Annotated in this window: 17 protein-coding genes; 14 read left to right on the top strand and 3 right to left on the bottom strand. The window is 30.4% G+C overall.

The genetic code is table 11. The annotated features are described in order from the left end of the window. Window positions 1-461: 461 nt before the first annotated feature. The gene (locus tag BVC87_RS13860; protein ID WP_143569785.1) at window positions 462-2,081 is read right to left on the bottom strand and encodes a tetratricopeptide repeat protein; all 1,620 of its coding nucleotides are present in this window, start codon (window positions 2,079-2,081) and stop codon (window positions 462-464) included. A gap of 206 nt (window positions 2,082-2,287) precedes the next feature. Between BVC87_RS13860 and galK the strand changes: the two genes are divergently transcribed. From galK to galE, 8 genes are all read left to right on the top strand, one after another. Then, entirely contained in the window at window positions 2,288-3,406 is a 1,119-nt protein-coding gene (gene galK / locus BVC87_RS13855) for a galactokinase (RefSeq protein WP_075342987.1), read from the top strand. 2 nt (window positions 3,407-3,408) lie between these two features. Beyond that, window positions 3,409-4,437 carry a UDP-glucose--hexose-1-phosphate uridylyltransferase gene (locus BVC87_RS13850; RefSeq protein ID WP_075342986.1) on the top strand — a complete coding sequence of 343 codons (1,029 nt, stop codon included), beginning with the start codon at window positions 3,409-3,411 and terminating at the stop codon, window positions 4,435-4,437. 23 nt (window positions 4,438-4,460) lie between these two features. Beyond that, on the top strand, window positions 4,461-5,477 hold the full coding sequence (locus BVC87_RS13845; RefSeq protein ID WP_075342985.1) for a LacI family DNA-binding transcriptional regulator: 1,017 nt from the start codon (window positions 4,461-4,463) through the stop codon (window positions 5,475-5,477). Window position 5,478: 1 nt separating this feature from the next. Further along, on the top strand, window positions 5,479-6,492 hold the full coding sequence (locus tag BVC87_RS13840) for an aldose epimerase family protein (RefSeq protein ID WP_075342984.1): 1,014 nt from the start codon (window positions 5,479-5,481) through the stop codon (window positions 6,490-6,492). Window positions 6,493-6,903: 411 nt separating this feature from the next. Further along, a complete protein-coding gene (locus BVC87_RS13835) occupies window positions 6,904-9,990 on the top strand; it encodes a SusC/RagA family TonB-linked outer membrane protein (protein ID WP_075342983.1) in 3,087 nt (1,028 codons plus the stop codon). 13 nt (window positions 9,991-10,003) lie between these two features. Next, on the top strand, window positions 10,004-11,746 hold the full coding sequence (locus BVC87_RS13830; RefSeq protein ID WP_075342982.1) for a RagB/SusD family nutrient uptake outer membrane protein: 1,743 nt from the start codon (window positions 10,004-10,006) through the stop codon (window positions 11,744-11,746). A gap of 5 nt (window positions 11,747-11,751) precedes the next feature. Next, entirely contained in the window at window positions 11,752-13,323 is a 1,572-nt protein-coding gene (locus tag BVC87_RS13825; protein WP_075342981.1) for a hypothetical protein, read from the top strand. A 140-nt stretch (window positions 13,324-13,463) separates the two neighbouring features. Continuing rightward, window positions 13,464-14,474, top strand: coding sequence for a UDP-glucose 4-epimerase GalE (gene galE / locus BVC87_RS13820; RefSeq protein ID WP_075342980.1), 1,011 nt, complete (start codon window positions 13,464-13,466; stop codon window positions 14,472-14,474). A gap of 93 nt (window positions 14,475-14,567) precedes the next feature. Here the strand turns inward: galE and BVC87_RS13815 are convergent, their stop codons facing one another. Both BVC87_RS13815 and BVC87_RS13810 read right to left on the bottom strand, forming a co-directional pair. Further along, a complete protein-coding gene (locus BVC87_RS13815) occupies window positions 14,568-15,929 on the bottom strand; it encodes an aspartate kinase (RefSeq protein ID WP_075342979.1) in 1,362 nt (453 codons plus the stop codon). A 497-nt stretch (window positions 15,930-16,426) separates the two neighbouring features. Then, window positions 16,427-16,951, bottom strand: a complete 525-nt coding sequence (locus BVC87_RS13810) for a UpxY family transcription antiterminator (RefSeq protein WP_075342978.1) — start codon at window positions 16,949-16,951, stop codon at window positions 16,427-16,429. 630 nt (window positions 16,952-17,581) lie between these two features. Here BVC87_RS13810 and BVC87_RS23430 point away from each other — a divergent pair. The 6 genes from BVC87_RS23430 to BVC87_RS13785 all read left to right on the top strand — a co-directional run bounded on the left by BVC87_RS23430 (window position 17,582) and on the right by BVC87_RS13785 (window position 23,689). Continuing rightward, the gene (locus BVC87_RS23430; RefSeq protein ID WP_159439362.1) at window positions 17,582-17,740 is read left to right on the top strand and encodes a putative periplasmic lipoprotein; all 159 of its coding nucleotides are present in this window, start codon (window positions 17,582-17,584) and stop codon (window positions 17,738-17,740) included. A gap of 478 nt (window positions 17,741-18,218) precedes the next feature. Next, window positions 18,219-20,045 (top strand): glycosyl hydrolase family 18 protein, encoded by a 1,827-nt coding sequence (locus tag BVC87_RS13805; protein WP_075342977.1) that lies wholly within the window; start codon window positions 18,219-18,221, stop codon window positions 20,043-20,045. Then, a complete protein-coding gene (locus tag BVC87_RS13800; protein ID WP_075342976.1) occupies window positions 20,042-20,383 on the top strand; it encodes a hypothetical protein in 342 nt (113 codons plus the stop codon). The genes BVC87_RS13805 and BVC87_RS13800 overlap by 4 nt, the downstream gene beginning before the upstream one ends. Window positions 20,384-20,389: 6 nt before the next feature. Continuing rightward, window positions 20,390-20,968, top strand: coding sequence for a DUF4255 domain-containing protein (locus BVC87_RS13795; RefSeq protein WP_075342975.1), 579 nt, complete (start codon window positions 20,390-20,392; stop codon window positions 20,966-20,968). Between the two features lie 6 nt (window positions 20,969-20,974). Beyond that, a complete protein-coding gene (locus BVC87_RS13790) occupies window positions 20,975-22,003 on the top strand; it encodes a hypothetical protein (RefSeq protein ID WP_075342974.1) in 1,029 nt (342 codons plus the stop codon). Window positions 22,004-22,021: 18 nt separating this feature from the next. Further along, entirely contained in the window at window positions 22,022-23,689 is a 1,668-nt protein-coding gene (locus BVC87_RS13785) for a phage tail sheath family protein (protein WP_075342973.1), read from the top strand. Window positions 23,690-23,732 lie beyond the last annotated feature (43 nt).

Below are 23,732 nucleotides of genomic sequence, written 5' to 3'. Positions count from 1 at the left end.
TATATCTCCTTGTAATTATTTAACTGCTTGTTTTCAATTACGTATCACAACAGTAAATACATCTTAAAAATGATACGCAAATTGAGTGAGTTAAAAATAGAAGAAAAGGCTATGAAGTGATAAATAAAGCCACTTGACAAAAACTTTACAAGCCTTCTAGAGAGCTTGAGAACTCTTGTGTCAAAATAGCGTTTTAGCTTTATTTACTGAGTGTTACAGCTGTTTAACCATTAAAAAAACAAAGTAAAAAACACATCACTTATAATAGTCTTAAAAGACAACAAAAGGACTGTTGTTTATTTTAAATTAAGGTTTTTCAGCTTTTTATTGATGAAAAAATCCTAAAAAAACTTTTAATTATTTACTATATCCTTAAATAAAACACAATAAAATTAAGATTTTCTTTCTATGAAAAATCTAAAAGCACCCTAAAAAGTATGGCTATTTATGTAAAAACACAGTTAAATTGAATTGATAAAATCCTCTAGATTTATACTTCTATCAAGGTTCATTTTTTTTCGAATTCTATGCCTAGAAGTATGTACTGATTCAACAGAGATTCCTAAAAGTTTTGCCATATCCTTACTAGAAAAGTTTAGTTTTATTAAGGCGCATATTTTTTGATCTCCTTGACTTAAATTAGGAAAACGTTCAAAAACCTTGTCATAAAATTCTTTATTCACATCAACAAACCTAAGTTTAAACTCTTCCCAATTCTTATTATTACTCACTGATATGGTACGCAGCGCATTATTGATTTCTTGAACCTTTGATTTATCAGTTTTTGAGGCTTCTATTTTACCTTTTAACATTTTTAATAATTCATCTTTTTCAATAATTTGTAATGCTGAAGTTGCTAGCTCTTTGTTTTTTAAATCTAGCATTTCATTTTTCTTTTTTATCTCTAGTTCTTTACTCATTTCCAGCATTTTCCTTTCAGAATAATGCTTATATCGTAAACGTTTCACATAGGAAAAACCGATAGCCAAAATGAACACAATAGAAATCAATAAAACAATTCTTTGTAAATTTTTAATTTTATCTTCCTGTTCTAATTGTTTTAAATATTGTTCTTGTAATAACTGACTTTGTTTTTGTTTTTCAATTAGATACTCATTCTTTATCTCAATATGATTTTGATTTCGTTCGCTTCTAATATCAAAAACAGTTTGATCTAATGTTTTTTCTTTAGTCAAATTATCAAAAGCAAGTTTATAATCCCCTTTTTTAGCATATAACTTAGCCAATTGTTGATATATAAGTGCAGTAAAATCAACATGACTATTATATTTTTTTGAAATTTCTAACGCATCAAGGTAACATTTTTCACTTTCTTTATAATTAGATATTTGAAAGTACGCATCGCCCTTGTATTTATTAAATAAAACTAAATATGTTGGATAATTACTTTTGAACCAAGGATAAAGTTCATCAAACAAACTAATCGCTTCCTTGCTGTCTGTCTTAATGAATTGACATGCTTTTTCAAAATCGATAAAAGGTTTAGCTACCAAAGATTCTTTTTCATTATAATACATGTAACAACTATCTAAGTAAGCTTTGGTAAGTTTGTCATTATCCAATTCTCTGTAGGTAGAAACCAAAGAATAATAATAAGGTACTAAAACAACTTTTGATGAATTATTTTTTTTCATGATATCCTTTTGAATATTTAGTGCTTTATTTAAATATTCAACAGATTCTTTTTCTCTCTTATGATATGAAAAAATTCTACCTAATCTATGATATAAAACAGATTTTAAGCTTTCTCTTTTAGAATTATCTAACATGATTACTGCTTGCCAAAGTATCTCATATGATTTTGCATACTTTGCATTGTTTTCATACACTTCACTTTCATTTAAAATACTGTAAATGGCTTTTACAGTATCTTTTTCTTGCATAAACTTTTTGTAACTTTTGTTGAATAAATAAATAGCACTATCTGGATTTTCCAGACGAATTTTCATTGCTCTTTCATAAATTTCATCTGCTTTTTTATCTTGACTATATAATTCATTGAAGTTTGAAAGTAGAATCAAAAACAGAGAAAATACTCCACGTAATAATTTAGACATCATTTAAAAATTCTTTTGAAAAAGTTATTCGTATAAAACAATAATAGTGATAAAACAGGTTCCAAAAAAATCTACAAAAAGATATTGTCCACTATTTACTAGTAGATTAATAGAACTTTGTCTAGTTTTTGTCTAGTTAAATATTCATATCTGTAATATTCTACATTTCTATATTTACTTTTACACATCTTGGTGCAAATTTTTTAATTATGAACAAAAATGATTCTTATGATCTCGTGGTAAAATCTCCAGGTAGAATCAATCTAATTGGTGAGCATGTAGATTATAACGGTGGACATGTATTGCCTGGTGCAATTGACAAAAAAATCACTCTTAAATTTAAAAAAAATAATACAAACAGTGCTACTGTTTACTCTAAAAACATTGATAGTCAATTTACCATTGATCTATCTAACTTAAATCGAAGTACTATAGAATGGCACAACTACATAATAGGTGTTATTTATTATATAAACATACTTAAGCCTAAATCTGTTAAAGGTTTTGATTGTTACATTGATAGTAATCTTCCTTTGGGATCTGGTGTTAGTTCTTCAGCCGCTTTAGAATGTGGTATAGCCAAAGGACTTAATGAACTTTTTATTATTGGTTTAACTGATATTGAAATCATAAATCTCTCAAAAGATGCTGAGCACACTATGGTTGGAACTAAATGTGGAATTATGGATCAATTTGCTGTGGTTAAAGGTGAAAAGAACAACTTACTACTTTTAAACTGCAAAACAAACGATTATGAAACTATAAAAGTTGACTTTGGTGATTATAAACTTGTTTTATTGAACACAAATGTTTCTCATAATTTAGCTAGTAGTGAATATAATGTGAGGAGAAGCGAATGTGAAACCGCAATGGAAACGATTAAAGCTAAATACAATGAATATGAATATTTATGTGATGTTGAACCTCAAATAATCAAAGAGTTTAAAAATCTTCTTCCAGAAAAAATATATAATAGAGCTCTTTATGTATCCAAAGAAAATCAAAGAACATTGAAAGCTGTAGAAGCTATAAAACGAAATGATTTAGATGCTTTAGGTGGACTTTTATATAAGTCTCACGAAGGACTCAGTAACCTATATGAGGTTAGCTGTAACGAACTTGACTTCTTGGTGGATTGTTCTAAAAAATACGATCAAATTTTAGGAGCTAGAATGATGGGAGGTGGTTTTGGTGGTTGCACAATTAATATCATTCATAAAGATTTTGTTGATAATTTAATTGAAGAAATTTCATACGCTTACCGAAACGAATTTTCAATTGACCTAACGCCCATTGCAGTTCACATAGATGATGGTGTAAAAATATAACTATGAAAATAAACGAACAGTCACACAGAAGATATAACATTTTAACCGATGAATGGGTTTTAGTTTCTCCACATAGAACTAAGAGACCTTGGCAAGGAAAAAAAGACGCTCCTACAGTTTTACCGAAGATTGATTACGATCCAGATTGTTATTTATGCCCGGGCAATACTAGAGCAAATGGAGAAGTGAACCCTAATTATAATTCTACTTTTGTATTTACCAACGATTTTGCTGCTTTACAACAAGATATAGTTGAAGAGACTTATGAAGATGATATGTTAAAAGCCAAAACAGAAACTGGTATTTGTAAAGTTGTTTGCTTTTCTCCTAATCATTCTCTTACCTTACCTTTAATGGAAATTGAGGATATTGCTAAAGTTATTGATTTATGGAAAAAAGAATATGTTGAATTGGGAAAAAAAGAAGGAATTAACCATGTTCAAATATTTGAAAATAAAGGAGCAATTATGGGGTGCAGTAATCCACATCCTCACGGTCAAATATGGGCTCAAAGCTCCATACCTGAGATCGTATTAAAAAAACAAGAACAGCAGGCAAAGTATTATAAAAAAACTGGTAAAAGTTTACTGAGCGCATATATTCAAAAAGAACTCTCATTAAATGAACGTGTTATTGCAAAGAATGAACATTTTGTTGCTTTAGTTCCCTTCTGGGCCGTTTGGCCATACGAGGTTATGATAGCGCCAATTCAGCATTACAATAACATACAACAACTTAATAAAAAAGAGGTTGATTCTTTTTCAGAAATAATCAAAGAAGTTACGGTTAGATACGATAATTTATTTGAAACTTCTTTCCCTTATTCATCTGGAATACACCAAAGCCCAACCGATAAAGAGCATCCTGAATGGCATTTCCATATGTCTTTTTATCCTCCTTTATTAAGATCTGCTGAAGTAAAAAAATTTATGGTTGGATATGAGATGTTTGCAAATCCACAACGAGATATAACTGCAGAACAAGCTGCGAATACTTTAAAAGGATTAAGCAACATACATTACAGCCTGTAGCACTAATGTAAAATCTCTAACTAATGAGTAATCAAGTTACATTAAAAGATATTGCTGCCATTTTAAATGTTTCTACCTCTACAGTTTCCAAAGCATTAAGTGATAGTCATGAAATTAGTCAGGAAACTAAAAATAATGTAGTAAGAGTAGCAAGATCATTAAATTATGTTCCTAATGATATTGCGAGGAGTTTAAAGTCTAACGCAACCAAACGCATAGGAGTTATTTTACCTAATATTGAAAGTGATTTTTTTGCCAAAGTCATTCGAGCGATTGAAGATGAAGCCACTAAAAAAAACTATAAAATTTTAATCAGTCTATCTAACGATACTATAGAAAAAGAAATAGAAGGTGTTTCTATTTTATTGAATGGTAGTGTAGATGGAATAATTATTTCTTTATCACAAGAGACACAAGATTCACAAGAATATTCGCACTTAAAGAACTTCAATCAAAAAAAATTACCCGTAGTCATGTTTGATAGAGTTTGCGATGAAATTGAGTGTGATAAAATTACCATTGATGATTTTGGAGCCACTAAAGAAGCAACTATACATTTACATCAAAGAGGTTGTAAAAATATCGCTTTCTTATCTACAATATCTCAAACAAGTGTTGGTAAATTACGCGTTGAGGGCTACCTTAAAACGTTAGAAGAGCTTGGAGTAGAAAATAGTTTAGTTATAAAAGTCCCTAGTTATGATAAATTTGACGCTATTTTAAAAGATCATTTGAATAACTATACTATTGATGCTATCATTACTTCAGATCAATTATCTGCCATTTGCGCACTCAAAATCATACAAGAAAACGGTTTTAATATTCCAAAGGACATATCTGTTATAGGGTTTACAGATGGAATTATTCCAAAATATACAACTCCTTCTTTATCTATTATAAATCAAAATGAAGAACAAATGGGAAAACAAGCATTCGACACATTAATACATCGAATAGAAACTATAAATGCTGAAACCCCAGAAAACTTCACTCATAAAATTTTAAAAACTGATTTCATAAAAAGACAGTCTACTTTATAAAATGAATTCTAAAAAATTAAATTCAACCATTCCATCATCGGTTAGATTAACAAATAAGCATGGAATGGAGTTACTCGTTAGCTCTTTTGGTGCTACTATAATAAGTTTAAAAGTACCTAATAAGCATCATCAATTCACCAACGTTGTCCTTAGTCTAAAGGATGAAAAAGAATATTTTAATCAGGCTTATTTAAATGAAAGGATATACTTAGGTAGTACCGTTGGCAGGTATGCAGGTAGAATTTCTAATAAATCATTTACAATTGATCAAAACACATATGAATTGCCTCATGATGAGAATGGAGTTCACTTGCATGGTGGAATCAATGGTTTTGATAGAAAAAACTGGAATATCATTGAAATTATAGAAGACGATGGACATATATCTAAAGTTACTTTTTCTTACACAAGCAAACATTTAGAAGAAGGTTTTCCTGGTAATTTAGTTTTAAATGCTACATATATAGTAACTGACGAAAACCAAGTTAAAATTAACTATTCTGCTACTAGCGATAAAAAAACGCATGTAAATATCACTAATCATAGTTATTATAACTTAAATGGAGGGAATTCTATATTAGACCATCAATTACAATTGCATTGTGATAAACGGCTTGAAGTAAACAAACACCTCATTCCAACAGGTAACATATTAAAAGTGCAGAATACTAAATATGATTACAGAGATTTAAAATTTATTAATGACGGTGCATTTAATGGCTTAGATGATACTTTTATTTTTAATCAGAATAATAACAACATTATATTATATTCTGAAGAAACAGGTATTACAATGATGGTTACCACCAATCAGCCTGCAGTAGTTATTTATACTCCATTTAATTTTAATCATTTAAATTTAAGTAAGAAAACCGAGTACTCAAACTACCCCGCAATTTGTTTCGAAACTCAAAAATATCCTGACACTCCAAATAACCCTCATTTTCCTTCAACTTTATTGAAACCAAATGAAACATATCTAAACGAAACAACACTAACTTTTACCATAGATTAAAAGACAATATTAATTTTTCAAAAATCAATATTATTTTTGCATCAATAATTGAATGAAGAAATTATAATTTAATATTTAAATTCCACCCCAAAATGAGAATACATTATATGGAATAAATCAAAAGATGTATATTTAAATAATTGCCTCTAAAAAGTGATAGAATCCGTTATCTTAAAATTGACAAATAATCAAAAAAACACTTTAAAAATTCTTCATAATAAATTATAATGTTAAAAAAATAAGAACTTAATATTAGTTAATCGTAAATGTATTTTGACGCAATTATTGCCTAAAAATGCGGGTTTCACGTTACTAAAACGATTTTGTCAAGTTTTTATCTAGTGCACATTTTATGTTACGATTCTTAATTTAACAATATTTGACAATGATAACTAATAAAACAACAAAAATATGGATGTAATATTGCGATGTTTGCATTTTAAAAAATCGTTAATTACATTGATTTTTTTACTCGCTTTTGGCTATGTAAATGCACAAACAGTAACTGTAAAAGGTCAAGTAATAGATGAGCAACAAAATCCCTTACCGGGAGCAAACGTAATTGTAAAAGGGACAGGTCAAGGAGTTGAAACTGATTTTGATGGTTTCTATGAAATCAAGGTGAATACAAACACTATTTTAATTTTCTCCTTTGTCGGATATAAGAAAAAAGAAATTTTAATAACTGAACCAAAAGACAATTTAAATATAACTTTAGATGTAGATAATAATATTTTAAATGAGGTTGTAATTGTAGGGTATGGTACGCAACGAAAAAAAGAAGTGACTGGTGCTGTAGCTAATGTTAAAGCTGAAAGTATTACAAAATTAGCTGTACCGGACTTGGGAACTGCTCTACAAGGTAAAGTAGCCGGAGTGAATATTCAAGCATCTAGTGGAAGACCAGGTGAATCTGCAAATATTCAAATTAGAGGATTAGGCTCTGTAAACCCTGGAGCATTAGGTCCATTATATGTTGTTGATGGTGTACCTTTTACCGATAATCCAAATATTGCACCTGAACAAATTGAATCTATTGATATCTTAAAAGATGGTGCTTCTGCTTCTGTATATGGAGTTAGAGCTTCAAATGGTGTTATTTTGATCACTACTAAAAAAGGGAAAAATGGAAGAATGACAATTGATTTTAATGCCTATACCGGTATTCAAAACATTACTTCTGGAACTCCTTTAATGAATACAACACAACAGTTATTTGCTGAAGACACTAGGTTAGATGCTATTGGTCAAGAACCATTGGTATTCTTTTTTAACCCTAATGCATTAGATTTTAATTCTGATTTTGTAGGTGATATTCAAAACAATAATGCCTTAGTACAAAGCCTTAGTTTAAACTTAAATGGTGGAACAGACAATTTAAAAGTTAATTTAAATAGTTCTTATTTTGATCAAAAAGGTGTGATTATCCAATCTAGTTTTAGGAGAATTGCTAATAGATTAACCGCAGATTACAAAAAAGGAAAGTTTAGAGCTTTTGCATCTGTTGGTATTACGCAAGAAGACAGAGAACAAGAACCTTTTGCGCTATATGAATTTGCAGTGGCTCAAAACCCATGGCAACCTAGTTTGAGTGACGTTACAAGTATTGGACAAAACACAGTTTCTATTCCTGTTAGGAATGCCATACTATTTAGTAATTTATCGAGAAACTTAACTAATATAGATGAGAGGGAAATTAATTCAACTAATATAGCCGCTAACTTAGGATATGAATTAGCAAAAGGCTTAGATATAAAATTAAATTTAGGTAGAAACACTTGGGATTTTAGAAGAAAGTGGTTTAGACCTCAATATAAAGTTTTTGATTTTAGCGGTCAATTAAATCCTACTGCATCGAGAATTAATGCTTTACTAGATAGATTTTTAATTTTCAACTCAAGAGAAACTATTGAAGGTATACTTAACTATAAAACTAATTTTGGTAAGCATAACTTAAATTTTACCGGGGTAATATCATATGAAGAACAACAAAGTCAAGATATCGCTACAGGTGTTATTTTTGATGAGAATGCAAGCAATGATGTTCAGGTATTAAGTGCAGGTGCTGAAGCTACAAGACCTAGAGAAGTAATTCAAAGAAATACTTTGGCTGGTAAATTAGTGAGAATGCAATACAATTATGATGATAGATATCTTTTTTCTGCAAGTTACAGAAGAGATGGATCTTCAAGATTTGCTCCTAAGAATAGGTTTGGAAACTTTTTTGGACTATCAGCAGGTTGGAATATTCATGAAGAAGAATTTTTCAAGAATGTAAACTTTGTAAACAGTTTAAAGATTAGAGGAAGCTGGGCAGAAGTTGGTAATCAAAATATTCCTAACTACGCATTTTCACCTGTAATCGAATCGGGTGTAAATTATCCTTTTGGTCCCAATGAAAGTTTGAATTTTGGGTTTTCTCAAAGACGTTTTGTTGATGAAAATATTCGTTGGGAAACTACCATATCTAAAAACATAGGTTTAGACGCAACGTTTTTTGATAATAAGCTTTCATTTACTGCTGATTATTACGAAAATGGAAGAGAAGATATGCTTTTAGAGCAAAGACTTCCTCCTTCATCAGGAACAGCTCAACCAGGCGGTGGTGCAGGTGTCTTTGATGTATTAGTAATTAATGCCGGAGATATGATTAATAAAGGGATTGAATTTGCTTTATCTTACAAAGATGAAACTAATTTTGGTTTAAAGTACAACATTTCTTCTACTTTTAGTCGTAATAGAAATACAGTTACCAATTTAAATGGAATACAAAGAGGATTTGCAAATGCTAGACCAATTGTATCACAAGGACCTAATATTGATTTTACTACTTTCTTAGCAGTTGGTAGAGAAGCTGGGGCATTTTTCTTAGTTGAAAATGCTGGAGTTATTAAAACACAAGAACAGCTGGATGCTTATTTACCTATAGATGGTAGTGCTCAGTTAGGAGATTTAATGTTTGTAGATCAAAATGGTGATAATAATATAGATGATAATGACCGTGTTTATAAAGGTTCTGGTCAAGCAGATTTTGAAGTTGGTTTAGATTTTAACTTTGAGTATAAGAACTTTGATTTATACGTACAAAATTTCTATTCACAAGGTGCTGAAATTTATAATGGAGCTAAACTACATGCTTATGGTCAAGGTAGACATAGAGATTTATTTAATATGTGGTCACCTCAAAACCCTAATTCTGATATTCCTACTGATAGAATTAGTGCTTTTCATAATAATGTTAGAGCAAGATCAGATTTCTTTTTAGAAGATGGTACATATTGGAGAATAAGAAATATTACACTTGGGTATACAATTCCTAATATCCAAGGAGTAGATAAAGCTAGATTGTATTTATCATCTGTTAACCCCTTTACATTTACCCGATATACAGGTTTCGATCCTGAAGTTGGTGGTGATGGAATCTTTACTAGAGGAGTTGATCGTGGAGACTATCCTGTTTCTCGTCAATTTTCTGTAGGTGTTCAATTAAGTTTTTAAAAAATAATTTATCATGAAAAATCTTAAAAAAATAAGCCTATTATCACTTCTTTTCTTAGTAGTAACTTTGGTTAGTTGTGATGAAGAAGAGTTTCTAAAAGAAGTCAACCCAAATGCTATAACAGAGGATACTTTTTGGAAAACTCAAGAACAATTTAATGCTGCATTAACTACCGTATATGGCGCTTTACAATTCCAATCGATAAGCGGAGGATTATTACAACATCAAATGGTAAGAGGTGATATTGCAGGTACAGAACCTTGGTATAGACCTTTACAGTTTAGAAATTTAACATTTAATGATGGAACTTTCTATGTTACAGACAAATGGAATGAGCTATATATTGGTGTATTTAGAGCAAATCAAGTAATTAATCAACTTTTATCAGCTGATTCTAGTGTTACTTTTAATGGTAATAGTAAAACTGAAATAGAAGCTCAAGCACGCTTTTTAAGAGCCTTCTTTTATTTTCAAATAGCACATACTTATGGACAAGGTATAATACATACAACTGTTCCTGCTGCTGGTGAATTTAATAAAGACCTATCTACTATCCAAGAAATTACAGAGACAGTAATTAAACCTGATTTAGAATTTGCTAAATCTAATTTACCACAAACATGGTCTGATCAAGATTTAGGTCGTGTTACTTGGGGAGCAGCTACATCATTACTAGGTAAGGTATATTTATATGAAGAAGACTGGGGCATGGCAGCTTCTAATTTTAAAGAAGTTATTGATTCAGGATTATACTCTTTAACTCCAGAAATTATGGATAACTTTAGACATGATACCGAGTTCAACTCTGAATCTATTTTTGAAGTAGTTTATAATGACGAGTTAGCTCCTGGTATAGGTGGAGGTGCAGTAGACGATTTCCCAGGTGGTGTTGGTGCTGAAGCTTCAACTTTATCTACTGCAACAGGACAATTAAGCTTTAATGCATTTAATACTGTATTAGCATCTTATTATTTACACGAAATGTTAATCAACGATGTGATTGACCCAAGCAGTTCAGTAAATGACACGAATATACATTCTAAAAGACTAACAGCCACTATTGCACCAAGAAATGGTGAAGGAGAGTACTACAATCGCCCTTTTTTAGATAAACCAGGTTGGGGATTCGGACAAAGTGCATATATTAAAAAGCATTCAAATTGGTATCATAAAGATCAAGAAGATGCTGTTGAATTTAGTGGTAGATCGGGGATTAATTTTAGACACATTAGACTTGCAGATGTCTTTTTAATGTATGCTGAAGCTGTATTAGAATTAAATGGTGATGTTAATACCGCTATTGAATATATCGACAGAGTACGATCTAGAGCAGGTGTAATTCCTCTTAATAACTATATTACAAATAATGGAGGAATGTTCCCACAACTACATGTTAGTATTCAAGTTCATGGATCACAACCTATGGTAAGTCCAACATCTGAGAATGTTATGACGCATTTACGAAGAGTAGAAAGACCTTCTGAATTATGTTTTGAAGGACAAAGATGGAATGATTTAGTAAGATGGGGGATTGTTGCAGAGGTATTTAATGAACTAGCTGCAGATGAAGTATGGAGAGAAACTAATAAGGAAACTGTTTTACAAGTTAGTAATGGAGGTGTTGCTCCTTTGTTCATTATAGAAAGAATTAGACCTGACTTTATGGTTGCGAATAGCTCTTATACGCCAAGTCAACACGATTATCTTCCAATTCCAACTGGTGAAGTACAATCAAATGGTAATCTTATTAATTAAAAACAATGAGAAAAATTAAATTAAAAAATATTATTACAATACTGATTCTCTCTTTAGCTGGCACTTGTTTTGTTCAGTGCGACAAGGAAGAAACAGTAGTGATAGAGCCTAATCAAAGATCTGTTTTCACTTCTGAGATGGACTTTAATAACAACGTAAATGTAAACGCAGATATTGATTTTGCAGACGCTTCTGCTGGTGTAGTCTCTAGATTATGGACTTTTCCTGACAATGTTGTAGATATAGACAAATCTGATAATGATAAAACCTCTACAAATAAAATTGTTAAAGCCTTTTTTAACACACCAGGTACTTATAATGTAACTTTAAATCAAACTTTTAAAGGTGATGTTTTTGCCAATGGAACAAGTACTGGTTCTAATACAGCTGATACCACTATTGTTGTTAATGTATTATCAGAAGTAAAGCTTGGTTTAACAGCACATCTTTTAAATGATGATGGTACCCTAGGTGCCCCATTAACTATTGCAGATAATGTAGAAAATGAAGTTACTGCAAGTAAAAAAGTACGCTTCTCTTATACTGTAGAAGGTCAACCTAATACTTTTGACTGGACATTTAATGGAGCTACTCCAGAAACTTTCAATGGACCAGATATAGATGTAGATGTAACCTATAGAAGTTTAGGAGTCCATGATCTTAAATTCATTGCAAGTAGAAATCGTCCTGCTGGTTCCGATACAATCTTTTACAAAAACTTAATTAAAGTAATTCCTTCTACTGAGCCCGTTACTTTAGACGCTGTTAACGAACGTGATGGTAAAATTGGATTAGAATTTAGTCGAGACATGGATATAACTACAGTTGACTCTAGTAATTTCACTGTTAGCTTAGAAAACAACGGAATGATGATTCCTGTTAATATTACTGACATCTCTATTGATCCTAGTGCTCCAAATGTAGTCTTAATTACTTTAAATGAAACTGTATACAGAGATGATACCGCTAAAGTATCTTATACTCCTGGTTTATTATCAACTACTGATCAAGTAAAAGCTGATGCTATTTCTGAAGCAGTTGTTGGTTTTGAAAGAATTGAAAATGTATTAGAGTCAACGACATTAGATTACAGTTTCGAAAATAGCACCAATATAGATAGTGAGTGGCCAGATAATGGCTGGGGAGGATTATGGGGTATGTACAATCGTGATGTTTCATCTACAAGAGCAAAAACAGGATCTAGTAGCCTAATGGTTGAGTACCAACCTAACGGAGGTATGATTTTAAATAGTGGGTCTGCAACTATACCAACAGTACAAGGACAATCATATGAATTAGGGTTTTGGGTTTATGTAGAAAGTTTAGGAAATAGTGATCCTTCTCAATTTTTACCAGAAATTAGATTTTTCGCTGACCCTCCTTTCCAAGAATTAGGAATTGTTTTCTTTAATGATACATTTCCAACAGGAGAATGGGTATATCAAAGTTTAATATTTACATCTAATACAACAACAGATGCTAAACTTTTAATTAGAGGATTTAATGAATTCAACCCACAACCTTTGAAATTCTTTATGGACGATTTAACTTTAAGAAAAGTTAATTTACGCCCTTAAAACAAAGAACCTTTAAGTTTTTATTTGTATAAATTTTGAATGTCATACACTGATATCAAAAGAGAATTAAGCCTAAGTTTTTAGGCTTAATTTTTTATATAAAAATTCAAATCAGTAATTACTATAAAACATATTTAAAAATGAAGAAAATTCTAGTGACAGGTGGATTAGGATTTATTGGCTCACATACTGTTGTAGAGCTTCAAGAAGCAGGCTTTGAAGTGGTCATCATAGATAATTTATTAAATTCAAAAATTGAAGTTCTAGATAATATTGAAAAAATCACATCTCAAAAACCTGAATTTTTCAACTTAGATCTACGTAATAAAAAAGATGTCAATCATTTTTTCAATACCAATTTAATTGATGGAATCATTCATTTTGCAGCTTCTAAAGCAGTAGGTGAGAGTGTTGAAAAACCTTTAGAATATTACGAAAACAACATCAATTCATTGGTTTATTTATTACAAGAGATGAGAGATCATAATATCTCTAATTTTATTTTTAGCTCTTCTTGTACAGTTTATGGACAAGCAAGTGAACTTCCTATTACAGAAAATTCTCCTGTTAAACCTGCTGAATCTCCTTACGGTAATACCAAACAGATAGGAGAAGAAATTATTAAGGATACTTGTAAGGCAGATCATTTAAACGCTATAGCCTTGCGTTATTTTAACCCTATTGGAGCACATGAAAGTATTAAGATAGGAGAATTACCCTTGGGAGTACCTCAAAATTTGATTCCATACATTACACAAACTGCTGCTGGTATTCGAAAACAGCTTTCTGTATTTGGAAATGATTATAATACCCCTGATGGTACAGCAATTAGAGATTATATTCATGTAGTAGACCTAGCCAAGGCACACATTGCAGCTTTACAAAGGTTACTTGATAAAAAAAACAATCAAAAGTTCGAATATTTTAATGTTGGTACAGGTAAAGGTAGTTCTGTACTTGAAATAATACATGCTTTTGAAAATGTAACACAACAAGAATTAAACTACCAAATTGTTGGACGAAGAGAAGGTGATGTAACTGCCGCTTATGCCGATACAACAAAGGCACAAAGTGAATTAAACTGGAAAACAGAAAAAACGTTAGATGAAGCCTTAAAATCTGCTTGGGAATGGCAAAAAAGGCAATCATGAAAGCTTAACGCAAATAGTTTATAAAATAAAACATCGCAATATTAGCGATGTTTTATTTTTAATACAAAAACTAGATTAAGGACAATTCGTCCATTAAATTATTTCCATTTTACTTTCCAATTCTGAAGTAATTTTAGTTATCTCTTCATGAATGAGTACCATTGCTAATTCAAAGTCCTTTTTACCTAAGATTAGAGAAATAGAATTATAAAAACGTCTAAAACCTAATACTCCTATTTTATTACCTTCGAGAACTTTCTTTATTTGCTTTAATTCCTTCTTTTTCTTCATGTTTTCGCCTGTAATAGTTACTAACACTATATTTTCATCAATTACATCTACATTAGGGCTTAAATCTTCTGTATTAGCATTAAAAAAGCTTACACATTCATCAGATACTACATAATATGTTTTTTCTTTATTCTCTGGTCGTTTTACCCTAAAAAACAAATAGTTTTTATCAATGATTTCCTTCATTAATTCTTTTGGAATACCAAATGTTCTTTCAAAACCTACTAAAACACAAGATTCATGTAATGATAATGCTCTTTTTGATGAAATATTCTGATTTAATACTTGAGTACCCGTAAAATTTCGATTGAATGTATTTCGAATTAAAAAAGGAATATTGTGCTTAGATAATTCGTTAATAGAATCTGGATGCACCAGTACATTGGAACCAAATTTAGATAAGTTTTTAAGTTCATCAAATGTAATATTTTCGAGCGGAGTTGCTTTTACAACTTTGTTCGGGTCTGCAGTCATAATACCATTCACATCTGTCCACTTAGTTATTTTATCTGCTTTTAAAATAGCCCCTAAAACTGTAGCTGTATAGTCTGAGCCTCCTCTACCTAAAGTAGTAGTATCTCCATAAATGGAACGGGCTATAAATCCTGAAACCACACAACTTTTTTTACTTTCACTGAAGAAAGATTTAGTTATTAATGTAGTTAAATCCCAATTCACTTTAGCACTTGAAAATGAATCGTCAGTTATAATAAGATCTTTGGCATCTTTAAAACAAAAATCAAATCCATTACTTTTTAGATATGCTGTTATAATTTGAGCAGAAAACAACTCTCCAAAGCTTACAATTTTATCATAGTTTTTGTCTGATAGTCTACCTGACTTTAGCACAGATGATACATAAACTACAAGATCATTTTCAATTTGCTTTATTTTCCTGAACAAATCGAAAGGTTCATCTTCAAAAATAGTATGTATAAAACTTTTATGTTTTTCAAATATAAAAGCAATTGTCTTTACGTACTCTTGATCTTTATTTGCGAGTAAACCTGTTAACTTAACAAGTTCATTTGTTATTCCTTTTAATGCAGAAACAACGATAATTAGAGGTTCATTATTCAAATCATATTCTCCAATTATCTTTATCATATTCTTTAACGATTCTTCAGAACTTACTGAACTACCGCCAAATTTTAAAACCTCCATTAGGCTATATTTTAATTTATATTATTAGTTTTAGATGCATTCGCTTCTAAAATTTAATTATATCTCATGCTTGTATTAGCAGTCATGAAACCAATAATAACGTGTTTTTTATTTGTATTTAATCTTCTTATTTTTCTATGAGACTTTATCCAATTCTTCTCAAGTAAGATTTAAATAACATTTTAAGTAATAGAGATACCATCAACAGATAAGTTACAACAAAAAGCTAACCACTTACGCAAAAGAATGAGAATTTATATTATTTACTTTCAACAGCAATTGGAACATGAATATTCCCTCATAATAAACAGCTCCAAAAGCAATCAAAAAGTTACAATCATATCCTTAGTAAAAATAACTTTATCTCATCTTTGTTTTTTTGAAGTAGATCTTTTAATACTATCTCTATTGCTTATTTATTTTATAAATTATTGGTAAAAAATAAATCAAAAAACACTATTCAAAAATAAAATAGTGTAATATGATTTATATTTCCACTAGGCATATGCACCCACTTCACAGAAATAATCTGTAGGTACAGTAGCTATAAAATTCTGTTGTAAAGAATCTAATCTTACTACAACTTTATTAAGGTTATTTACTCGTAAAACTTCACATTCAAAATCGCAAAGTGGTCCTTTCATAATTCGTTTAATTTCACCTATTTTAGGAACACGTGAACTGGATTCTATATCTGAAATATTTTCATCGTTTATCATAAATTTTAAACGTTCAATTTCCGTTTCTGTAACTCTAGCATAATCTTTCCCAAAACAGATATATTTGCACGCTCCGCTCACTGATAGAGCTCTATATAATTCTGTTGGCGAGTTTAAATAAACGAAAACATAAGATGGTAGCAATGGTTGTGTTACCTTCTTTTTTCTATCACTCCATTGTTGTATTTTGGTTATTTGTGGTAAAAAAGCTTCTAATCCAATCTCAATTAGTGATTGGAATACCCTCTTTTCCCAACGAGACCTGACATATAGCACATGCCAGCCGTTAGCATAGTTTTTCATTAGATTTATTTTTAGTAAGTTGGTTGGTTATTTTCTCTGACAAATAAGACTAATCTTATTTAAGTGAGGGTTTTCAGAGAAACATGTGTACAAAGAATTAAGTAACTTAATCTTTAAATTAGATAGAGATTAGGAAGAATTCTTTTCTTTAATTGGGTCTAGCATTGGAGAAATGCCAGTTGTTAGCACGTTTTTCATTTGATAGTTACATTTTAGTAAGTGGTTAATAATCTTTTTTTTCTCTTTGAGATACGGCTTCGCCGTTCTCAGTTACATGAGTCATTTTTTAGGGGAGTGATAGTTTCAATGGGGAAATTGAAATCCATCGGTTACGATACAATTTTATGAAAAAAAGATCTTGTCGAAGATATGAAAATATTAACGTAAAGTTAATTTATTTTAATGAAAATCTTCATTTTTACAACGATTTATTCTACCTAAAATCCAATAACATATTGATTTCTAAATAAAAAAAACACTGAGTTACCACAACACATACACATAACCGAACATTAACATATGTTAAAATATTAAGAAAATGTTTTTTTGTTATTCTTGATTATAAGGTGTTTAAATTAAATTATTCATAATTTAAGGTATGGAAATTTGTCTTTTTTGTATATTTGAAGCATGAAAAAAATTTATTCATTCTTAATTATCATTCTCTTTTTAAGTGCTTGTGCTAGTACTAATACCACAACAAAGCAAGCTTCTAAAAATGAAACTAAAAACGAATTACCTCCGAATGTTTCTTCTAATAAATATTCGAAGAAAAGAGGTAAATATTAGGTCTATTTAAGTTAGTTTACAATCTTAAATAATAAAATAAAAAAGAGAAACCATGCTAAAATGAGTTTCTCTTTTTTAATTAGCAAGCTAAATAATTAATCCTCCTCCTCACTCTGACATAAGATTTACTTTTATTATAGAATTTTTGATTTAGTTAGGAAATATTTCAGATAAATGAACCTCTTTATATGATATATAATTACGTTCCTCACTTATTTCTCCTACAAGAATTAACTAAACTTTTCAAAATTTAACTATATTTACTCAGAGTTTCTAGATATATATAGAATTGCCCCTGATTTACAGCCAAATAATATTTAAGACTTCAGAAAATTCTTGAATTTATTGCCCTCATAATTCTTTATCTAGCCATATAGCAATATTATTTGTAGAAATTATTCTACATATATATTGTGTTATACTAATGTATCATGATTCATATTAAGTTAAGAGTTGTGATATATAATGATAATTAATAATGAATTACAGGAACGCTTTTTTAGTTTTTCTTTTGCTTCTTTTTAAGAATATTGACGCATATTCTGCGGGTGATATTGGCGTATTATTTCAAGATACCCCTCAACAAGTAAAGAAGAAAACGAAAGTTGGAAAATTTTTACAAAGCCTTTTTAAACATAACGATTCTGCTAAACAAGCACGAAAATTTATTCACCAACATCATAAGGTTTTAAAAGACAAACAGTCATCAACCTTTATCACTAAAATTGACAAACTAGAATCAAAACTTTTTGAGAGTTCACATGACTTTAAGTTGAAATATGAAGTTTTTGGTTGGTATCCTTACTGGGAAAAAGATTATTATAAAAACATCAATTTTTCTTTACTTTCAACAGTAGCTTATTTCTCTTATGAAGTAAATCCTAAAACTGGACATCCCATTTCAACTCATGATTGGGAAACAACAGGTTTAATAGATTCTATAAAAGCTCAAAAAGGGAAAAGGGTTTTACTTACTGTAAGTAATTTTGGAATTAGAAATAACAAAAAATTCTTAAAAAACCCTGATGCCATAGATACACTTATTGATAATCTCATTAAACTCCTCGCTAAACGTGACTCTGATGGAGTTTGTATTGATTTTGAAGGTGTCTCTAAAAATGAAAAAAGTGAATATACTAGCTTTTTACTCAACTTATCTAATCGTTTAAAAGCAGCGAATAAAAAATACCAGATTTACCTTTCTGTACCCAATGTAAACTGGAGTAAGTCTATTGATTTTAAAGCTATAGATAAAGCAATTGACTGTTTTGTAATTATGGGATATGATTACTACGGAAAAGGTAGTAAAGTTGCTGGACCAGTTGCTCCTTTGGAAAGTGCTAAAACTTGGGAACCTTTTAACTTAACAAACTCTGTAGATTATTATACCAGTCATATTGCTAGTTCTAAAATAATTCTAGCTCTACCTACCTATGGTAGTCTCTGGGAAACCAAAAATTTAGATTTAAAATCGAAAGTAAAAAGTTATTTAGGAAGCAGAACTTATAGCTATATTAAATCTAATATTGAAAAAAATGAAGCGGTTTACATAGATGATGTAAGTAAAAGTGCTTATAGTGTTTATAAAATAAAAGGAAGTAAAAATACCTACAGACAATGTTGGTTCGAAAATGATTCTTCTTTTACTATAAAAACTAATCTCATAAAACAAAAGAAACTCCGTGGTCTTGGAATATGGGCTTTAGGGTATGCTCGAGGATATAATGATTTTTGGGAAGTGATTTATAAAGAATTAGGAGCGCCTAAATTAAGTAATGATCAAACTACCACTGTGGAAGGCGCGTCCTCTACCACTACAACGAACAATAGTAATGGAACTGGAGGAAATCAACAAAATAATACTGTTTCCAGTGGAAGTGGAAATCAACCAGCAAATTCATCATCCAATGCTTCTTCATCTTCTCCTACAGTAGTAACTAAAATTGTAGATGGATTAGGACTTACAGATCCCAATAGTAAAATAAATAGAGTAGAAAAAAAGCTTGTAAAAGTAACAGATTATAAAACAGTACTATTATATATTATGTGTTTTGTTTTGTTTTTTGCTTGTGTTGGTTTTGTGATTGCAATGCTTTCAGAAAACACCAGAAATAACTTTTTTAATAATGCTAACTTAAGGAAATACTATACAGGTGTAGTATTACTATTAACTGTAGTAATCTTTAGAATGCTACACTGGATTAATGATGGAAGTGTATTATTAATTATAGGCTTTTTATTAGGGGCATATTCTTTTTATCTCATCGATAAATTCATAGAACGTAAAGAAAAAGATTTACCGTGAAAAGTAGTTTGAGTACAAAAGAAAAAGCAGTGAAAGATGATTTTGGCAAAGTAAAAAAAGTAGTCAAAATCATAAAAAAAATTATGGCAAAAGAGCTGTTATGGTTACTTTTTGTATTGATCATAAGTATACCCATTTCATTAATCTTAGCTTACGTAGTAAGTTCAGAAGCTCAGATTTTAAATCAGCAATTATCAAAAGATATTGAAGATGTTTCAGAAATTATAACCTTTAGACGTCCAGCATTTACGCTAATATTCTCGATTTGCGTGGTCGGAATGTATTTTTCCAGAACAGTAGTGAATGCTATAAAAACATTAGTAAACGACAAAAAGTAGTAATATATGTTAGATAGGGTATTAATATTTATTCGCGACTTACTAAACAAAGAACTAAAAATGTCTTTCGGACTTACGGAAGATATTGTAATGGTGAGTAGCCTTATTAACCTAGATGGAAGTATTACACAAAACATAGAAAATAAAATTATTCTTTCTGTTATTAACCTTGAACAAGAAAAAGCAGTTAAAAACACTCAAGAATATCATAACACAGGAAGAGGAACATTCAATAAAATGAATCCTCCTGTATATCTGAATATGTATTTATTAATTTCAGCAAATTATAATTCAGATAATTATATTGAAGCATTGAAAATGCTTTCTGCGGTTATAGGTACACTACAAGCAACCAAAGTTTTTACACCAAGTACTCATCCTGATTTAGACGAATCTGTAGAACGTTTAATATTCCAAATCTACAATGTTCCTATCCAAGAACTCAGTCATGTTTGGAGTGGAATTGGTGCTAAATATGTTCCTTCAATGGTATATAAAGTTCGTATGATCAGTATTCAAAAAGGTCGTATCATAGAACAAGTAAGCGGTATTAATAATTCAGGAGCTGGCGCTCAAAAAAAATAGAAAACTATGAATAAAACTTACAAACATTGGTTTTCTTTACTATTTAATCATGATTATTTTCCTAATCAAGAGTGTACTGTTTTTAATTTAATTCCTGTACAGGACTCCTTAAAAACCATAAAAAACTACCGCATTCGTTTTCAAAAGGACAAAAATGAATTCAAATGCTTCATTGAAGTACCAGAAACAAAAGAAATATGGGAAGAATTGGATAATGCAGAAGATTTATTTTTCTATGTAGAAAATACTGATCCTTATTTCTATAACTATTCAGACATTGAACATTTAAAGGATGAACATGTAACCCATTACTTTACGAATGATGATATTACCAATCGATTTAATGAAAAGATTTCTATATCACCAACAACAAAAATCACTATTCAACCTTTATCATTTAATTTAAAAGTTGATAAACTACAATCTAACACCATTGCTGTAAAATATAAAAGTCAAAATATTGTCAACTATACTTCTCAAAAAGGTGAAAGTACCATACCAATTAATCTTAGTGCTTTTGGTAGTGGACAATATGAGTTATGGATCAATAATATTTTGCAAAATAAATTTTATGCAACCTCTACAATGCCATCTCTACATTCTCTAGGAATTTTACATATAAATATGAGAAATATTCGAGAATCACTTAAAGAGAATACTTTACCTAAAATGAATATAAATTTTAGTGCTCGAGCTGCATTTAGAGAATATGTTGTTGTAATTCCAGAATATAAAAAAATAGAAATTAAAAATATTAGCATTGATAGCGGAGGAAATGAAACATATTCTCCTCCAGAAAAAAAAGTAGTATTTCAAGAACATGGAGAATCTTATGTTTTTGTGTCTGAACAACCTTTAAAGTTCTACCAAAAAACTAAAGCGCATCCTCTTCTTAAGATACAGTATATGAATCAGTTTTCTGATGTGCTTATAGAACACGATTTAAAAATCCCTGTTCCTAACGCAAACTCTATTAAAATCAAAAGTAAAAATGACGAGGATACTTATTATTCTCAATCAATAATTTATGTCTAACCTTTAAAAACAAGAAGAATGTCAGTAACAGAAATGAAAACACCAGGAGTTTACATCCAAGAATTGGATGCTTTTGGTAATGCTGTTGTGCCTGTTCCAACCGCGATTCCTGCATTTATAGGATACACGGGAAACACAAGTTACAATGGTAAAGACCTTGTAAACAAAGCTGTAAGAATTACTTCGCTAGCCGAGTTTAATGCTATCTTTGGAAGTAAACCTCCTCAAATTCAATTTAATGTAACTCAAGTACCAGCTAATGCTCCAGCTCCTAAAGCCGCTGCTGCCACAGATCCTTCAAAAAAGAAGGGAGATGCTGCTAAAGCTACTCCGCAAGCTGATACTAAAAGTACGGTAACACCTGATTTCTATATCGGTGCTAACGGTTATGGTTTAGCAACTAGTACTGTAAACTATAGACTATACAGTGCTATCAAATTTTTCTACGAAAATGGTGGTGGTACTTGTTATGTAGTATCTACAGGAGCTTATGATTATTCTTTAACTGGATTAACATCTACTGATCCTTTTACAGATGCCTTAACAGTATTAGAAAAAGAAACTGAGCCTACCATGATTGTTATTCCAGACTCAGTAGAATTAATGGATCCTACTGAAACTGAATTAGCTAAAAAGTATGCTTTATGTTATACATTACAAGGACAATTAATTAATCACTGTGGAGCATTAGCAACAAGAGTTGCTTTACTTGATGTACCTGGTGGATATTCTGAGCCATTGGTAGGTACTACCAGCGTAGAAGCTTTTAGAAATGCAGTTGAACCAACTTTGCCTAAGTTTAACAGTTATGCTGCGGTATATTATCCTTGGTTACATACTACTGTAAATCAATTAACCGATATTTCTTACAACAATATTGCACAAGGAAGTTACACTACAGTAAAAGCGATGTTAAATGCTGAATTTCCAAATGTAGTAGATCCTAAAACAGGAAATAGTTCTCCGAATCCTATTGTAAAATATATCAATGCCTTATTTGCTGCTAAACCAGGAGCAGATGGTATTACCAGAGATAAAGCAGACGCTGTACTTAAAAACTTAAGTTCTTCATATAAGCTTTTATTAAAGCACATGCTAGAGCATTTAAACTTAATGACTCCTAGTGCTGCGATGGCTGGTATTTATACTACTGTAGATAATAATGAAGGAGTTTGGGTAGCACCTGCTAATGTTGGTGTACAAGGTGTAATTGCTCCATCTATTAAAATCGATTTAAAAGCACAGGAAGATTTAAACATGCCTTTAGATGGAAAGTCTGTGTGTGCAATACGTTCATTCCCTGGAAAAGGAGTATTAGTTTGGGGAGCAAGAACCCTAGATGGAAACTCTAATGACTGGAGATATATTAATGTAAGAAGAACTTTAATTTACATAGAACAATCAGTAAAAGAAGCTGCTAGTGCCTATGTATTTGCTCCTAACGATGCTAAAACTTGGGTTTCAGTAAAAAGTATGATTTCTAATTTCCTTTTAGGATTATGGAACCAAGGAGGATTAGTAGGACCAAAACCTGCAGATGCTTTTTCTGTAACTGTTGGGTTAGGTAGTACAATGACCGGAGATGATATTCTAAATGGAAGAATGATTGTTGCTGTAAAAGTAGCTGTTTCTCATCCAGCTGAATTCATTGAAATTACATTCCAACAAGAAATGCAAAAAGGTTAAAAAACGTAAAGTTCACAACAAAAAATAATTAAATAATTTAAAA

The sequence above is a fragment of the Tenacibaculum agarivorans genome (genome assembly GCF_001936575.1).
Classification (GTDB): Bacteria; Bacteroidota; Bacteroidia; order Flavobacteriales; family Flavobacteriaceae; genus Polaribacter; species Polaribacter agarivorans.
Note: the sequence above shows the minus strand (reverse complement) of the source record. Positions and strands in the feature narration are given on the sequence as shown.

What these genes read in the sequence shown, in the direction of transcription:
- BVC87_RS13860 (WP_143569785.1), bottom strand. Translation starts at nt 2,081, where the DNA reads ATGATGTCTAAATTATTACGTGGAGTATTTTCTCTGTTTTTGATTCTA.
- galK (WP_075342987.1), top strand. Translation starts at nt 2,288, where the DNA reads ATGAACAAAAATGATTCTTATGATCTCGTGGTAAAATCTCCAGGTAGA.
- BVC87_RS13850 (WP_075342986.1), top strand. Translation starts at nt 3,409, where the DNA reads ATGAAAATAAACGAACAGTCACACAGAAGATATAACATTTTAACCGAT.
- BVC87_RS13845 (WP_075342985.1), top strand. Translation starts at nt 4,461, where the DNA reads ATGAGTAATCAAGTTACATTAAAAGATATTGCTGCCATTTTAAATGTT.
- BVC87_RS13840 (WP_075342984.1), top strand. Translation starts at nt 5,479, where the DNA reads ATGAATTCTAAAAAATTAAATTCAACCATTCCATCATCGGTTAGATTA.
- BVC87_RS13835 (WP_075342983.1), top strand. Translation starts at nt 6,904, where the DNA reads ATGGATGTAATATTGCGATGTTTGCATTTTAAAAAATCGTTAATTACA.
- BVC87_RS13830 (WP_075342982.1), top strand. Translation starts at nt 10,004, where the DNA reads ATGAAAAATCTTAAAAAAATAAGCCTATTATCACTTCTTTTCTTAGTA.
- BVC87_RS13825 (WP_075342981.1), top strand. Translation starts at nt 11,752, where the DNA reads ATGAGAAAAATTAAATTAAAAAATATTATTACAATACTGATTCTCTCT.
- galE (WP_075342980.1), top strand. Translation starts at nt 13,464, where the DNA reads ATGAAGAAAATTCTAGTGACAGGTGGATTAGGATTTATTGGCTCACAT.
- BVC87_RS13815 (WP_075342979.1), bottom strand. Translation starts at nt 15,929, where the DNA reads ATGGAGGTTTTAAAATTTGGCGGTAGTTCAGTAAGTTCTGAAGAATCG.
- BVC87_RS13810 (WP_075342978.1), bottom strand. Translation starts at nt 16,951, where the DNA reads ATGAAAAACTATGCTAACGGCTGGCATGTGCTATATGTCAGGTCTCGT.
- BVC87_RS23430 (WP_159439362.1), top strand. Translation starts at nt 17,582, where the DNA reads ATGAAAAAAATTTATTCATTCTTAATTATCATTCTCTTTTTAAGTGCT.
- BVC87_RS13805 (WP_075342977.1), top strand. Translation starts at nt 18,219, where the DNA reads ATGAATTACAGGAACGCTTTTTTAGTTTTTCTTTTGCTTCTTTTTAAG.
- BVC87_RS13795 (WP_075342975.1), top strand. Translation starts at nt 20,390, where the DNA reads ATGTTAGATAGGGTATTAATATTTATTCGCGACTTACTAAACAAAGAA.
- BVC87_RS13790 (WP_075342974.1), top strand. Translation starts at nt 20,975, where the DNA reads ATGAATAAAACTTACAAACATTGGTTTTCTTTACTATTTAATCATGAT.
- BVC87_RS13785 (WP_075342973.1), top strand. Translation starts at nt 22,022, where the DNA reads ATGTCAGTAACAGAAATGAAAACACCAGGAGTTTACATCCAAGAATTG.